Source organism: Tardiphaga sp. 862_B3_N4_1 (genome assembly GCF_051811085.1).
Taxonomy (GTDB): Bacteria; Pseudomonadota; Alphaproteobacteria; order Rhizobiales; family Xanthobacteraceae; genus Tardiphaga; species Tardiphaga robiniae.
Map to the genome: position 1 here is coordinate 2,071,910 of NZ_JBPWQB010000002.1, position 14,467 is coordinate 2,086,376.

General features: G+C 62.5%; 11 protein-coding genes. 5 read left to right on the forward strand and 6 right to left on the reverse strand.

The genetic code is table 11. The annotated features are described in order from the left end of the window. Positions 1-21 precede the first annotated feature (21 nt). The 3 genes from AB8B02_RS27055 to AB8B02_RS27065 form a co-directional block, all read right to left on the reverse strand. On the reverse strand, positions 22-327 hold the full coding sequence (locus AB8B02_RS27055) for a DUF6460 domain-containing protein (RefSeq protein WP_068737958.1): 306 nt from the start codon (positions 325-327) through the stop codon (positions 22-24). An 86-nt stretch (positions 328-413) separates the two neighbouring features. Then, positions 414-2,090, reverse strand: a complete 1,677-nt coding sequence (locus AB8B02_RS27060; RefSeq protein WP_439065656.1) for an ATP-dependent DNA ligase — start codon at positions 2,088-2,090, stop codon at positions 414-416. Further along, positions 2,087-3,127 carry a ligase-associated DNA damage response exonuclease gene (locus tag AB8B02_RS27065; protein ID WP_439065657.1) on the reverse strand — a complete coding sequence of 347 codons (1,041 nt, stop codon included), beginning with the start codon at positions 3,125-3,127 and terminating at the stop codon, positions 2,087-2,089. The genes AB8B02_RS27060 and AB8B02_RS27065 overlap by 4 nt, the downstream gene beginning before the upstream one ends. Before the next feature lie 74 nt (positions 3,128-3,201). Here AB8B02_RS27065 and AB8B02_RS27070 point away from each other — a divergent pair, with 74 nt between their 5' ends. Beyond that, positions 3,202-4,134, forward strand: a complete 933-nt coding sequence (locus AB8B02_RS27070; protein ID WP_439065658.1) for a methyltransferase domain-containing protein — start codon at positions 3,202-3,204, stop codon at positions 4,132-4,134. Positions 4,135-4,321: 187 nt separating this feature from the next. Here the strand turns inward: AB8B02_RS27070 and AB8B02_RS27075 are convergent, their stop codons facing one another. Continuing rightward, positions 4,322-5,728, reverse strand: a complete 1,407-nt coding sequence (locus AB8B02_RS27075; RefSeq protein ID WP_439065659.1) for an outer membrane protein — start codon at positions 5,726-5,728, stop codon at positions 4,322-4,324. A gap of 198 nt (positions 5,729-5,926) precedes the next feature. Further along, entirely contained in the window at positions 5,927-7,276 is a 1,350-nt protein-coding gene (locus AB8B02_RS27080; RefSeq protein WP_439065660.1) for an outer membrane protein, read from the reverse strand. Between the two features lie 345 nt (positions 7,277-7,621). On the opposite strand from AB8B02_RS27080, the gene AB8B02_RS27085 reads away from it, so the two are divergent. The 4 genes from AB8B02_RS27085 to pdeM all read left to right on the forward strand — a co-directional run bounded on the left by AB8B02_RS27085 (position 7,622) and on the right by pdeM (position 13,840). Continuing rightward, a complete protein-coding gene (locus tag AB8B02_RS27085) occupies positions 7,622-8,842 on the forward strand; it encodes an ABC transporter substrate-binding protein (protein WP_439065661.1) in 1,221 nt (406 codons plus the stop codon). 106 nt (positions 8,843-8,948) lie between these two features. Further along, the gene (locus tag AB8B02_RS27090) at positions 8,949-10,166 is read left to right on the forward strand and encodes an ABC transporter substrate-binding protein (RefSeq protein WP_439065662.1); all 1,218 of its coding nucleotides are present in this window, start codon (positions 8,949-8,951) and stop codon (positions 10,164-10,166) included. Positions 10,167-10,352: 186 nt separating this feature from the next. Then, positions 10,353-13,058 (forward strand): ligase-associated DNA damage response DEXH box helicase, encoded by a 2,706-nt coding sequence (locus AB8B02_RS27095; protein ID WP_439065663.1) that lies wholly within the window; start codon positions 10,353-10,355, stop codon positions 13,056-13,058. A gap of 86 nt (positions 13,059-13,144) precedes the next feature. Then, positions 13,145-13,840, forward strand: a complete 696-nt coding sequence (gene pdeM / locus AB8B02_RS27100; RefSeq protein WP_439065664.1) for a ligase-associated DNA damage response endonuclease PdeM — start codon at positions 13,145-13,147, stop codon at positions 13,838-13,840. Positions 13,841-13,864: 24 nt separating this feature from the next. Here the strand turns inward: pdeM and AB8B02_RS27105 are convergent, their stop codons facing one another. Continuing rightward, complete coding sequence (locus AB8B02_RS27105) at positions 13,865-14,398, reverse strand: ureidoglycolate lyase (protein WP_439065665.1); 534 nt, start codon at positions 14,396-14,398, stop codon at positions 13,865-13,867. Between the last annotated feature and the right edge of the window lie 69 nt (positions 14,399-14,467).

The window sequence follows — 14,467 nt, forward strand, 5'->3', positions numbered from 1 at the left end:
CTGAAGCGGATGATGCGCGTCTCAGCGGCCGCGGGGGGCGCTGAACAGCCGCATGATCAGCCAGATCGGCACGACGATCACGGCGCCGAGCAGGAAGTAGCGCCAGAGGCCATTGATGGCATCGAAGCCGAGGTCATAGACCCACTGGAACAGGCGGCGGATGCTGGTGACGATGTTCCACGGATCGAAGCCGATGGCGGCGAGAACGACGCCGACCAGGATCGACAGCAGGATCAGCCGGCCGAGTACCGCCAGCGGTGAACCGCCGAGGAAGCGCGCCAGGCCGTCATTGTTGGCCGGCAAGTCCCGGGTCTCATTTGGCTGCATCATGGTCTCCTGCGCGCAAATCGCGCGCTGATCATAGGTGGTCCCACGCAAATGGGGAACCCGGCCCGTTCGTCAAGTATGGACCGTCAAGGCGTCGCAGGCTCGGGCGGCGCAATTGTGGTCTCCGCCTGCAGCATGCGCTCCAGCGTCTCCAGCCGGTCGGCCTCACGTGGCGGCTTGTCCCAGCGCAGCCGGCTGATGCGGGGAAACCGCATTGCGACCCCCGACTTGTGCCGGGGCGAGCGCGCCAGCCCTTCAAAGGCAACTTCCAGCACCAGCCCCTTGTCAGGTTCGTGGGTGACGTGGCGGACCGGGCCGAACTTCTCGGTGGTATTGCGGCGAACGAAGCGGTCGATTTGCAGCAGTTCCTCGTCGGTCAAGCCGAAATAGGCCTTGCCGACCGGCACCAGCTGGTCGCCGCTCTCGCCGGCGGTCCAGACGCCGAAGGTGTAGTCCGAATAATAGGACGAGCGCTTGCCGTGGCCGCGTTGCGCATACATCAGCACCGCGTCGATGATGTGCGGATCGCGCTTCCACTTCCACCACTGGCCTTTCGGTCGGCCCGGGAGATAGGCAGAATCGCGCCGCTTCAGCATCACGCCTTCGACGGCATCGGCATCTTCGCCGGCTCCGGCACTGACAGGATCGGCACGCGCGGCGGTGAGGGCATCCCATGTTGCGAACGGGATCTGGTCGGACAGATCGATCCTGTCGTCGTCGAGCTCCGCGATGAATCTTTCCAGTTTGGTTCGTCGCTGTTCGAATGGCAGTTCGCGCAAATCCGTCTCGCCATCGCCAAGCAGGTCATAGGCGCGCAGATGAATGGGATATTCCTTCATCAGCTTCGGCGTCACGCTTTTCCGGTTCAGCCGTTGTTGCAGCACGTTGAACGACTGCACGCGCCCCTCGCGCAGGACCAGCAACTCGCCATCGATCGCGCCGGGCAGCCGCAGCGATGGCGTCAGGTCCGGGAAGCTTCCGGTGATGTCCTCGCCGGTTCGCGAATAGAGCCGCGTGACGATCCTGTCGTCATCGCCTTTGCCGCTGACCGCCTGAATCCGGATGCCATCCCATTTCCACTCCGCGACGAAATCGGACGCGTCGAGATTGGCGAAGTCGGACTCCTCGATGGCATGTGCCAGCATCACCGGGCGGAACGGCGCCGGATCGCGATTGACCGGCTTCTCCGCGCGACCTTCGAGCCAGGCGAACAATTCGCCATAGGGCGACGCAAGGCCGGGCCAGATCAGCTCGACGTCATGCGGGTCCTTGTCGCCGAGCGCCGCGGCGGCGGTCTTGGCCAGCCGCGCCGAAACGCCAATCCGCATCGCGCCGGTGACGAGCTTCAGCAGAGCCCAGCGCCCGGTCTCGTCGAGCTCATCGAGCCAGCGGGTGAGTTGTGCGGGGAGTTCCGCTTTGCCGAGCGTGCGGAGTGTGGTGACGACTTCGGTGAGTGTCGGCGGTGGCGGGTTGTTGTGCGCGATGTCCTGGGCCTTCGGCCACATCAGCGCAACCGTCTCAGAGAGATCGCCGACATAATCGTATGAAAGCTCAAACAGCACCGGGTCGGTGCGCGATGCGATCAGATCGCGGATCAATCCTGCCTTCGCATGTTTGAACGACAGCGCGCCGGTCAGCGCTGCTAGCGCATAGCCGCGGTCGGGATCGGGCACTTCGCGGAAATAGCCCGTGATCAGCCGCAGCTTGTTGTTGCGGCCGGGTTCATAGGCCAGGCGATCGAGCAGTTCGGCGAAGCGGTTCATGCCTCGACGCTTTCGCCGGGCGGAAGTGTCTCTTCCTCCTCCTCGTCGCCATAGCCGATCAGCGCAAGAGGCCGCGCAGTCAGGCCTTGGCTCTGGCACCAATGCACCAGCGCGTCTTCCTGGCCATGCGTGACCCAGATTTCGCCGGCGCCGGTCGCGCCGATTGTTGCGATCAAGCCGTCCCAATCGGCGTGATCCGAAATGACCAGCGGCAGTTCGACGCCGCGTTGCCGCGCACGGGCGCGCACGCGCATCCAGCCGGACGCGAAGGCGGTGACTGGATCGGGAAAGCGCCGCGTCCACACGTCCGATGTGGCCGACGGCGGCGCCAGCGTGATGGTGCCGGCGAGATCGGCTTTCCTGACGCCTTTCACCGGGCGTAATTCGCCGAGATCGATGCCGCGGCTCTGATAGTAGTGCGTGATCTTCTCCATTGCGCCATGCAGATAGATCGGCGCGTCGTAACCGGCTTGACGGATTAGCTTGATGACCCGCTGTGCCTTTCCCAGCGAATAGGCGCCGACCAGATGCGCGCGCTTCGGAAACAGCGCGACCGAGGCCAGCAGCTTCTTTACTTCGTCGGCAGCATCGCCATGACGAAACACCGGCAGACCGAACGTGGCTTCGGTGATGAACACGTCGCAGGGCACCACCTCGAACGGCGTGCAGGTCGGATCATGGGCGTCCTTGTAGTCGCCGGACGCGACGATGCAGATATCCTTGCAGGTCACTGCCATCTGCGCGGAGCCGAGTACATGGCCGGCGGGATGGCAGGAGACCGTGACCTCGCCGAGCTTGATCGTCTCGCCATAAGCAATGGCCTGCGTGCTGCCGGCGAAATTGTCGCCATAGCGCAGCCGCATCATGTCGAGGGTCTCTTGCGTGGCCAGCACTGCGCCATGACCGGGGCGGGCATGGTCGGAATGGCCGTGGGTGATAACGGCGCGCTCGACCGGTCTGACCGGGTCGATATGGAAGCCGCCCGGTTTGCAGCAAAGGCCGGCGGGAACCGGGATAAGGATGTCTTGCGGACGCATCTCGGTTATATAGGTCCGCCTTGGGTTGGTTCGAGTCATCCTGCGAACGCCCCGCCCTCCGATCGGTTCCCACCATGCCCGCGCGCTTGTTCATGTCATCCGGCGATATGAACGCCGACCGGCGTTTCGACTATGCGCGCGACCTGCAGGTACAGGGCGATCTGGTGGCGGCGGCCGATCTGTTTGAGCAGGCCACTGATCTGGCGCCGGGCTTTGCCACCGCATGGTTCGTGCTCGGGGAGATTCGGGAGCAGCTGGGTGACACCGCCGGCGCCATCGCCGCGTTTCGCCGCGCGCAGGCCAGCGATCCCGGTGATCGCAACGGTGCCGGTCTGCGGTTGATGCGGCTCGGCGCTGACGATCTCTCGGCCATGCCGGCGACCTATGTGACGGCGCTGTTCGATCAATACGCGCCCAAGTTCGACGCCGCTCTGGTCGATACGCTCGGTTATCGCGGACCAGCGGTCCTGTTGGGCGCCGTGCGTGCCGCATGCGCTGCGACGGATAGGGCGATGCTCTTCCCTCGCGCCATCGATCTCGGTTGCGGCACCGGGCTGGCGGCCGGCGCTTTTGCCGCCTGCACCCGTGCCATCATCGGCATCGACCTGTCGCCGCGCATGATCGAGCGCGCTCATGCCACCGGGCTTTACGCCGAGCTTGAAGTGGCCGAGATCGTCGAGGGTCTGTGCCGCCGGTCAGATAGCAGTGTCGAGCTGGTCATCGCAGCCGACGTGTTGATCTATCTGCACGACCTTGCGCCGGTTTTGCGAGAAGCTACGCGCGTGCTCCTTCCAGACGGGCTGCTCGCCTTCACGGCCGAGACCCATGACGGCGACGGTGTCGCTCTTGGCGCGGGCTTGCGTTATGCGCAGAGCGAAGATCATCTGCGCGGCCTGATCGCAGCTGCCGGCCTGGCGCTCATTCATCTTGAACACGTTTCGTCTCGCACGGAACGCGGCGTTGCCGCGCCAGGACTGGTGGCCGTCGCGATCAAACGTCGGCTTTAACGCCGTCGGGGTCAGCTAGGGCAAGTTTGCTGGCGCAATCCAGAAACGAAGCGAAAAGACGGTCGCTTCGTTGCAAGGGCTCCTTGCAATGACGGCCGGGCAATAACGTCTGTGAGCGCCAAGCGTCCTACCAATAAAAACCCCGGCCGCGAGGCCGGGGTTTTGCGTTTCAGCGATGTCACCAGGATCAGTACTTCGCAACGACCGGGCTGTTGAAGTGATAGTTCAGCCCGGTGCGGAAGATGTGTTCGGAGACGTTGGTCGTGATGGTCGTGGTGTTGATCAGGTTCGAGGTCGAACCAAGGTCGACATAGAGATATTCCGTCTTCGAGGTCCAGCTCGGGCCGAACAGGCCGAGCAGGGTGAACGGCGTCTCGATACCGGCGCCCGCGGTCCAGCCGCTCCGGGTGGTCGAAGCATTGAGCTGCACGACGCCGTCTTCGCTGGCCTTGGTCTTCACGCCGCCATAGGCGTAACCGCCGGTGGCATAGAACAGCGTCGAACCGACCGAGTAGCCGAGACGGCCGCGTACGGTGCCAAACCAGGGCAGCTTGGCGTCGAACGGGACGTCGCCCAGGCCAATGGCCGTCTTGTTGTCGCGCTGGCTGGAGGCCTGGATGTCGGTTTCCAGACCGTAGACCCAGTTCACCATCTGCCAGTTGTAACCCAGCTGTACGCCGCCATTGATGCCATCGGGAGCGAGGTTGAAAGCATCGTAGGAAGGTAAGTCACCAAGGCCGTCACCGGCTTTGGAGACCGAGGTGCGGTCGCGTCCGATGCCCGAGCCGACATTGCCGCCGAGATACCAGCCGGTCCAGTTCGCTGCGGGCGCTGGCACATAGGTGCTGTTGTTGCCGCCAATGCGATAGTTCAGGCCGACGCGAAACAGATTCTCGCGCAGTTCAGTGGTGGTGGTCTGCGGAAACGTGCCGAGCACCATCACCTGATCGGTCTTGTTGCCGAGGTTGAGATAGAGGTACTCGATCTTGCCGGTCCAGTTGCCGCCGAGAGATGCCTCGACGCCGCTGCCAACGGTCCAGCCGCCCTGGACGCGGCTCGTAGCCAGGGCAGGAAAGCCCAGGGAGGTGGTGGTGGTGGTGACGTTGCCATAGGCATAGCCGCCGGTCACATAGCTGAGCACCGGACCCGTTGCCAGACCGACGCGGCCGCGCACCGTGCCGAACCAGTCGATTTTCTGGCTGTAGGTGTCCTGCGGCGCCAGCGGAAAGGCGCCGTTGTTCAGCAACGGATAGCTGTCCTTCAACTCGCCGCCCTGGATGTCGGCTTCGACGCCGTAGACCAGCGGGCCGAACATGGAGCCGGTCTGCCAGTTGTAGCCGATCTGGCCGCCGCCGAATCCGCCGGCGGGCTGCAGATAGGTCGAGGTGGCTGAGCCGGGAGTGACGGGGTCGTTGTTTTGCAGCCGATCCCGGCCGACGCCGTAGCCCGCGTTCACGCCCATGTAGAAGCCGGTCCAGTCATAAACCGCTGTTACCGGCACCTTGTAGTAGGGGGCCTTCGCGGCCATGTCGGCGGCTTGCGCACCGGCGGTCAGTGCGAGCAGTGCCGCGGCGGTGAGGCGAAGGGTTTTCATGATGGGATCCAGTTCAGGTTTCTGGCCGAACTATGAAGGGGTAACAGAATGCTGTCTGCAGCCGTGCGACCAAGAAATTGCGGTATTTGGATATTGGGTTCCTTGTGGTTAATTTTCTCGGAACAGCGTTGTTCATGACGCAAACAAAAACCCCGGCCGCGAGGCCGGGGTTTTCGATTTTAGAGGATGTCGCTGAGATCAGTACTTCGCAACAACCGGGCTGTTGAAGTGATAGTTCAGGCCGGTGCGGAAGATGTGCTCGGTAACCTTGCTCTCGCTGACGACGCCAGGAAGGATCGTGGTCGAAGCCGAGCCGAGGTCGACATAGAGATATTCGGTCTTCGAGGTCCAGTTCGGTCCGAACAGGCCGAGCAGCTTGAACGGGGTCTCGATGCCGGCGCCGGCGGTCCAGCCACTCTTGGTGGTCGAAGCGTTGGCAACTTCGACGCCCAGTGCGTTGATCTTGGTCTTCACGCCGCCGTAGGCGTAACCGCCGGTGGCGTAGAACAGGGTCGAACCGACCGAGTAGCCGAGGCGGCCACGAACCGTGCCGAACCAAGGCAGCTTCTGATCGTAGCTGACGAGGCCGAGGGCGACGGCGGTCTTGTTGTCACGCTGGCTGGAAGCCTGGATGTCGGCTTCGAGACCATAAACCCAGTTCGATGCCTGCCAGTTGTAACCGATCTGGGCACCGCCGTTGATGCCGTCCGGAGCAAGGTTGAACTGCTCGGGAACCGGGGTGAGGCCGGTAAGCGTGGTGCGATCGCGACCGGTGCCGGAACCAATGTTGCCGCCGAGATACCAGCCGGTCCAGTTCGCCGCAGCGACCGGGGTGTACACGCTGTTGCCGCCGATGCGGTAGTTCAGACCGACGCGGAACAGGTTTTCACGCAGTTCGGTGTTGGTGAGCTGGGTGGGGGTAGCGAACGCATCAGAGCGGTTGCCGAGGTTCAGGTAGAGATATTCGATCTTGCCGGTCCAGTTGCCGCCGAGCGCTGCTTCCACGCCGCTGCCGATGGTCCAGCCGGTCGCCATGCGGCTGTCCGAGAACGCCGTCACGGCGCCTTCGGTGATCGTGGTCTTGACGTTGCCGTAAGCGAAACCGCCGGTGAAGTAGCTCAGGACCGGACCGGTTGCGAGACCGACGCGGCCACGAACGGTGCCGAACCAATCCGACTTCTGACCGTAGACGGTCTGCAGCGGGCCAACCACATTGGCGCCACCGCCGGTGAGGCCCGAACCCTGGATGTCGGCTTCGAGGCCGTAAACGATCGGGCCGAGCAGCGAGTCGCCCTGCCAGTTATAGCCGATCTGGCCGCCGCCGAAGCCGCCCTGCGGCGTGAGATACAGCGAGTCGCCGGTGTAGCTGTGGGTGACGCGGTCGCGGCCGATGCCGACGCCGGCGTTCACGCCGATGTAGAAGCCGGTCCAGTTATAGACCGAGACGAGGGGCGCCTTGTAATAAGGGGCCTTGACGGCCAGATCGGCAGCCTGCGCGCTCACAGCGGTTCCGAGCAGCGCGGCGCTCGCAAGAAGAATACGTTTCATGGTCGACCCCAATTCAGATTTGAACCGTTAGAATAGGGGAGTCGGGTCATATTGGCTGTATCCGGACGGCCACACTGTCCGACATTGCAACCGCTGCGGCGCCGGCCGAAAAAAGCCGGTTAAATAAACGTTTAGATGCTCTTGGCGCATTGCGTATTTCGTCACGTTTGGGGGCGCTGAGACCTGTCGATAGCCAACCCACGGAAAACATGAGGCAACCTGTGAGGGATTGCCAAGCCTGTCGCGCCCGCAGAGGATAAGGGCAAGCCCGTACAGCCGCGATCAACGCCGCGACGGGTCACAAAAACACGCCCGCACAAGCGGGTCTCAGGGAGAAAACACCAGATGTCTTCGCGCCACAGGTCCGTCTTCAGGACCGCGACACTCGCTACAGTTGTCTCCGTACTGGCCCATTCGGCCTTTGCGGCGGACAAGAAATACGACCCCGGTGCCAGCGATACCGAGATCAAGCTCGGTCAGACCATCCCCTATAGCGGCGCCGGTTCCCTGTATGGCGTGATCGGCCGGACACAGGCCGCCTATTTCCAGATGCTGAATGAAAAGGGCGGCATCAACGGCCGCAAGATCAATTTCATGTCGCTGGACGATGCCTACAGCGCGCCGAAGGCCGTCGAGGCCACCCGCCGGCTCGCGGAGCAGGACGAGGTGCTGGCGCTGTTCGGCTCGCTGGGCACTGCGCCGCAGTCGGCGGTGCAGAAGTTTCTCAACAGCAAGAAGATCCCGCAGCTGTTGCTCAACACCGGCGCCTCGCGCTGGAATAACCCGAAAGAGTTCAAGTGGACCACGCCGGGCCTGCCGATCTATTCGACCGAGGGCCGGATTATCGCGCGCTACCTGATGCAGGCCAAGCCGAACGCCAAGGTCGCGATCCTTTACCAGAACGACGAGTTCGGAAAGGACTTCATGAATTCTTTCAAGGAGATTCTGGCCGAAGCGGGCGGCTCCGCGAAGGTGATCGCCGAGGCGTCTTATGACCTCACCGATCCGACCATCGATTCCCAACTGATCAATCTGGCGAAATCGGGCGCCGACACTTTCTTCAACATCTCCACCGGCAAGGCGACGTCGCAGTCGATCCGCAAGGTCGCGGAGCTCGGCTGGAAGCCGCTGCATCTCTTGGTATCGACCTCGAGCGGCCGCTCCATCATCAACGCCGCCGGCGCCGAGAATGCCAAGGGCATCGTGGCGATGACCTACACCAAGGAAGTCGGCAGCGAGAAGTGGAAGGACGATCCGGACGTCATCGCCTTCCAGGAGCTGCGCAAGAAGTATCTGCCGAACGTCGATCCCGATAACACCATCGCATTCCAGGGCTACTCGCAGGGCGTGACCATGGCGGAGATCCTGCGCCGCTGCGGCGACGATCTCACCCGCGAGAATGTGCTCAAGCACGCCACCAATCTGGAAGGCTACCGCGCACCGGTGTTCCTGCCGGGTATCACCTATGGCTTCACGCCGACCGACTACACCACCATCAAGGCGCTCTATGTGGGCACATTCAACGGCACCGACTGGGATCTGTCGGACAAGCCGGTGAGCCAGTAAGCGCGTATCTTAAAATAACGACCATCCCCGGCGGATAGGCCGGGGATGGAGACGACCAATCGGACTCGCAAAGAGCCGTATCAAAAATCATCAGGGAGAAAACGCCATGAACAAGGGACTGTTTGCGTCTGCGGCGCGGGTCGCCGTCGTCGTGTTGCCACTGACTGTGACGGCCGCTATCGCCGCCGACAAGAAATACGATCCAGGCGCCAGCGACACTGAAATCAAGATCGGACAAACCATTCCGCATAGCGGACCCGGTTCGCTCTATGGCGTGCTGGGCCGTGTCGGTGAAGCCTATTTTCAGAGCTTGAACGAGAAAGGCGGCATCAACGGCCGCAAGATCAAGTTTCTGACGATGGACGATTCCTACAGCGCACCGAAGGCGGTCGAGGCCACGCGCCGTCTTGTTGAGCAGGAAGAAGTCCTAGCTCTGTACGGCTCGCTCGGCACAGCGCCGCAGACGGCCGTGCACAAATATCTCAATTCCAAGGGCGTACCGCAGCTGCTGCTCAACACCGGCGCATCGAAGTGGAACGATCCGAAGAACAACAAATGGACAATGGCCGGCCTGCCGCTCTATCCGACCGAGGCGCGTATTCTCGCCAAATATGCCGTCAGCATGAATCCGAATGCGAAAGTCGGAATCCTCTATCAGAACGATGATTTCGGCCGGGATTTCCTGGGGCCGTTCAAGGATGAACTCGCGAAAGCCGGCGGCACCGCGAAGGTGATCGCCGAGGTGACCTACGATCTCACCGATCCCACGATCGACTCGCAGCTGATCAATCTCGCCAAATCCGGCGCCGATGTCTTCTATAACATCACCACCGGCAAGGCGACGTCGCAATCGATTCGCAAGGTGGTCGAGCTCGGCTGGAAGCCGCTGCAGTTGTTGTCCGCGGGCTCCACCGGCCGATCGATCCTGGAGGCGGCAGGGTTGGAGAATGCCAAGGGCATCGTCTCGATTGCCTATGGCAAGGATATTGGTTCGCCGCTCTATGCCAAGGATCCCGACATCGTGGCGTTCGAAGCTTTGCGCGCGAAATATCTGCCCACGGTCTCTGCCGATAATTCGATCGCCTTCTTCGGCTATGGTCAGGCCGTGTCCATGGCAGAGATTTTGCGCCGCTGCGGCGACGAGCTCACCCACGAGAACGTGCTGAAACAGGCTATCGGCCTAAACGGCTTCCGCGCTCCGCAAATGTTGCCGGGGGTGAGCTACAGCTATACCAATGACGCCTATGTTCCGATGGCGACGCTGTACACCCAGCGGTTCGACGGCAAGGACTGGATCATCTCCGACAAGTCGGTGACGCAATAAGACCACAGGTCTCTCCATGTCATTGCGAGCCCCGGCGAAAATTGCGCAGCCAATTTCGTTTGGGCGGAGCAATCCAGTCCTCTCTTGCTGTTTTCTGGATTGCTTCGTCGCAAGGGCTTAGGGGAAAGTTGCACGGCAACTTTCCTTGACCTCGCAATGACGGCTGAGAGTGCCTAGTTCTAACGCGTGCCGCCCCGTAAATCCGTCGCCAAACCCGACCTGTTGCCCGATCACTTCCTGCGCTGGTTCGCCATGCGCGGCTGGTCGCCGCGCGAACATCAATTGGCGCTGCTGCAGAAGGCGCGCGACGATCGCTCGGCGCTGCTGATCGCGCCGACCGGCGCAGGCAAGACGCTGGCCGGCTTCCTGCCGACGCTGGTGGAACTGTCTAACATCTCCCCGCTTGCGGGGAGAGGTCGGCTTGAGAGCGCAGCGAACAAGTCGGGTGAGGGGGAGCGCATAATTGAAACTCCCGAGTTCGCCGAAGCTCCCCCTCACCCGTCGCGGACTGCGTCCGCGCCACCCTCTCCCCGCAAGCGGGGCGAGGGGAAAAACGCCCTTGTCTCCACCGGCCGCGGCGTTCAGCGCACCGGTGGCCTGCACACGCTCTACATTTCCCCGCTCAAAGCTCTCGCCGTCGACATCGCGCGCAACCTGGAAACACCGATCGCGGAGATGATGCTGCCGATCAAGGTCGAGACCCGCACCGGCGACACGCCGGTGTCGCGCCGCGCGCGGCAGCGGCGTTATCCGCCGGACATCCTGCTGACCACGCCGGAACAGCTGGCCTTGCTGTTGTCGTCCGACGACGCGCCGTTTCTGTTCTCGTCACTCAAGCGCGTCGTGCTCGACGAGTTGCATGCGCTGGTGACGTCGAAGCGCGGGGATCTACTGTCGCTCGGCCTTGCGCGCCTCTGGAAGCTCGCGCCCGACATGCGCGCCATCGGCTTGTCGGCAACGGTTGCCGAGCCTGAATCACTGGCACGCTTTCTGGTGCCGCAGCCTGTTGGTGAAAGCGTCTCGGCCGATATCGTCGTCGCCGGCGGCGCGGCCGAGCCGGTGGTCGAGATGCTCGACACCAGGGAACGTCTGCCCTGGGCCGGCCACTCCGCGCGCCATGCGCTTGGCGAAATCTACGATCTCATCAAGGCCAACAAGACGACGCTGGTCTTCGTCAACACCCGTAGTCAGGCCGAGATGCTGTTCCAGGATCTCTGGCGCATGAATGACGACGGTCTCGCCATCGCGCTCCATCATGGCTCTCTTGACGTCGCGCAGCGCCGCAAGGTCGAGGACGCGATGTCGGCCGGGAAACTACGCGGTGTGGTCTGTACCTCGTCGCTCGATCTCGGCGTCGACTGGGGCGATGTCGATCTCGTCATCAATGTCGGCGCCCCCAAGGGGGCATCGCGGCTGATGCAGCGCATTGGCCGCGCCAATCACCGCATCGACGAAGCTTCGCGCGCCGTGTTGGTTCCGGCCAATCGTTTTGAGGTGCTGGAATGTCGCGTCGCCATCGATGCCGTTGCCGAAAATGCACAGGATACTCCGCCGTTGCGGACTGGCTCGCTCGACGTGCTGGCGCAGCACGTGCTCGGCTGCGCCTGCGGCGCACCGTTTCGCGCGGACGATCTCTATGACGAAGTGCGCTCGGCGGCGCCCTATGCCGAACTGTCGCGTGTCGACTTCGACGATACCGTGGAGTTCGTGGCGTCCGGCGGCTATGCGCTGAAAATCTATGAGCGTTTCGCCCGTATCAAGCAGGACGCCTCGGGCAAATGGCGCGTCACCAATCCCAAGGTGCGCCAGATGTATCGCATGAATGTCGGCACCATCGTCGAGGACACGATGCTGAAGGTGCGGCTGGTGCGCGGAGGCAGCGGAAAAGCCAAAAAGGGTGTCACTGGTGCGCTGGCGCGCGGGGGACGCATGCTCGGTCAGATCGAGGAATATTTCATCGAAGGCCTCGTGGTCGGCGACACCTTCGTCTTCGGCGGAGAAGTCGTCCGCTATGAATCCCTGGTCGAGGATCAGGTCGATGTCTCGCGCGCCCATGACAAGGACGCGAAAGTGCCGTCCTATATGGGCGGCAAGTTTCCGCTCTCGACCTACCTCGCGGAACGCGTGCGCAAACTGCTGGACGATGAGCGCGCCTGGAAAGGCCTGCCCGACCAGGTGCGCGAATGGTTGTTGCTGCAGGCCCATGTCTCGCATGTGCCTGGTACGCGCGAACTGATGGTTGAGACCTTTCCGCGCGCCGACAAGCATTATCTCGTCTGCTATCCGTTCGAAGGCCGCCTCGCGCATCAAACATTGGGCATGCTGTTGACGCGCCGTCTTGAACGCGCCCGCGCGCGGCCGCTGGGTTTTGTCGCCAACGAATATGCGCTGGCCATATGGGGCCTCGGCGACACGTCGCACATGATCAGGCAGGACAGGCTTGATCTCGCCGCTTTGTTCGATCCCGACATGCTCGGCGACGATCTCGAAGCCTGGCTCGCGGAATCGGCGCTGATGAAGCGGACGTTCCGCACCTGCGCGGTGATCTCGGGGCTGATCCATACGCGTTTCACCGGCGAGGAGAAATCGCGCCGTCAGGTGCTGTTCTCCACCGACCTGATCTACGACGTTTTGCGCAAGCATCAACCCGATCACGTGCTGTTGCGCGCCGCGCGGGCCGATGCTGCGACGGGATTGCTGGACATTCGGCGATTGAGCGACATGCTGACGCGCATCCAGGGCCGTATCATTCACCGGGAACTCGATCGCGTGTCGCCGCTGGCGGTGCCGGTGATGCTGGAAATCGGCCGTGAAGCGGTATACGGCGAAGCGTCGGACGAGCTCCTGGCGGAAGCCGCCGAGGAACTCGTGAAAGAGGCCTCTGGACAGTAGGATGGGTAGAGCGAAGCGAAACCCATGCTGCAGTTCCGCGCTATTGATGGGTTTCGCAACTGCTCTACCCATCCTACAAAAGAACCATGCACGCCGATTCGATCATCACCGCCGATATGAGCACCGTCAGCATCGCCGGCGTCACGTTGGCTGCGGACCTGTCGGGCGCCTTGTATTGGGAAGAGCAGAAACTTCTCGTAGTGTCCGACCTGCATCTCGAAAAGGGCTCGAGCTATGCCAATCGCGGGGTGCTGCTGCCGCCCTACGATACGATCGCAACACTCGGTCGCCTCGGTGCGGTGATCGCGCGTCACGATCCGCGCATTGTGATTGCGCTCGGCGACAGTTTCCACGACCTTGACGCCCATGAGCGGTTGTCCCCGGCCAATCGCGAGGTGCTGTCCGCATTGCAGATGCGCCGTGACTGGATCTGGATATCAGGCAATCACGATCCCGCATTGCCGCCGGATCTCGGCGGCACCGTCGCGGAAGAAGTCGCCATCGGCCCGATCACCTTTCGTCATGAGCCGACCGGTGCTGCAGGCGAGATTGCCGGTCATTTGCATCCGAAGGCGCGCGTCAGCACGCGCGGTCGCGCGGTCGAACGGCGTTGCTTTGCGAGCGACGGCGCCCGCGCGGTGATGCCGGCCTTCGGCGCCTATGCCGGCGGGCTCAACATCCGCGATGCGGCATTCGCGCGGATCTTCCAGACCCTTGGCTTTGTTGCCCATGTGCTCGGCGACCGGCGTATGCACGCCATTGCTGCCTCGCGCTGCTGCTAGAGCAACATTTCATACATCGTCGTTCTACCCGTCCAGGAGAAGGCGAACCTGCGGGATTTCCAGGATGGCAGTCTCCTTTGCGGGCTGGCTGTTGACGAGATGGTCGATAAGATCCTCAGTCGTCGAGCTTCGGGTCAGCATCAGGCAGGTCGCATTGTCGGCGCGCGTTGCGTGCCAAACGCCGGCGCGCATGCAGATTCCGACGCCGGGAGACAAACGATAAGCTCGGAGGGTCGACAGGTCCGGCGTCTGGTTTGCGTCACTCAAGCAAAGGATTTGAACGATCTCTTTCGTGAGAGGCACGACCGCCTGCTGGGTCATGTGATGGACTTCGAGCTTTGAGACAAGCGGATTGTTGTCACGATACTCGACCCACAAGACCTCGGTGTTGCCTCCCGTGCCGGGATCAAAGAAGTGTTCGTGCCAGAAATCGCTCGCCGGGCTTCGAAAACCGACCGCGTCTTTTTTGAGTGGATCGGTTTTGCCGAGCACCCACCCGAAGGGCTCGAACGATGTGGGACTCAGAGCCTCGACAGTAACAGCGTTGGATGTCGGCATGGAGGGCTCCTGAGGCTCCCGTCCGAAGCATGGCTTCATGGCCCTGCAAACCGACGAGTATTAAAAGAA

What these genes read in the sequence shown, in the direction of transcription:
- AB8B02_RS27085 (WP_439065661.1), top strand. Translation starts at nt 7,622, where the DNA reads ATGTCTTCGCGCCACAGGTCCGTCTTCAGGACCGCGACACTCGCTACA.
- AB8B02_RS27080 (WP_439065660.1), bottom strand. Translation starts at nt 7,276, where the DNA reads ATGAAACGTATTCTTCTTGCGAGCGCCGCGCTGCTCGGAACCGCTGTG.
- AB8B02_RS27055 (WP_068737958.1), bottom strand. Translation starts at nt 327, where the DNA reads ATGCAGCCAAATGAGACCCGGGACTTGCCGGCCAACAATGACGGCCTG.
- AB8B02_RS27075 (WP_439065659.1), bottom strand. Translation starts at nt 5,728, where the DNA reads ATGAAAACCCTTCGCCTCACCGCCGCGGCACTGCTCGCACTGACCGCC.
- AB8B02_RS27060 (WP_439065656.1), bottom strand. Translation starts at nt 2,090, where the DNA reads ATGAACCGCTTCGCCGAACTGCTCGATCGCCTGGCCTATGAACCCGGC.
- AB8B02_RS27105 (WP_439065665.1), bottom strand. Translation starts at nt 14,398, where the DNA reads ATGCCGACATCCAACGCTGTTACTGTCGAGGCTCTGAGTCCCACATCG.
- AB8B02_RS27070 (WP_439065658.1), top strand. Translation starts at nt 3,202, where the DNA reads ATGCCCGCGCGCTTGTTCATGTCATCCGGCGATATGAACGCCGACCGG.
- AB8B02_RS27090 (WP_439065662.1), top strand. Translation starts at nt 8,949, where the DNA reads ATGAACAAGGGACTGTTTGCGTCTGCGGCGCGGGTCGCCGTCGTCGTG.
- pdeM (WP_439065664.1), top strand. Translation starts at nt 13,145, where the DNA reads ATGCACGCCGATTCGATCATCACCGCCGATATGAGCACCGTCAGCATC.
- AB8B02_RS27065 (WP_439065657.1), bottom strand. Translation starts at nt 3,127, where the DNA reads ATGCGTCCGCAAGACATCCTTATCCCGGTTCCCGCCGGCCTTTGCTGC.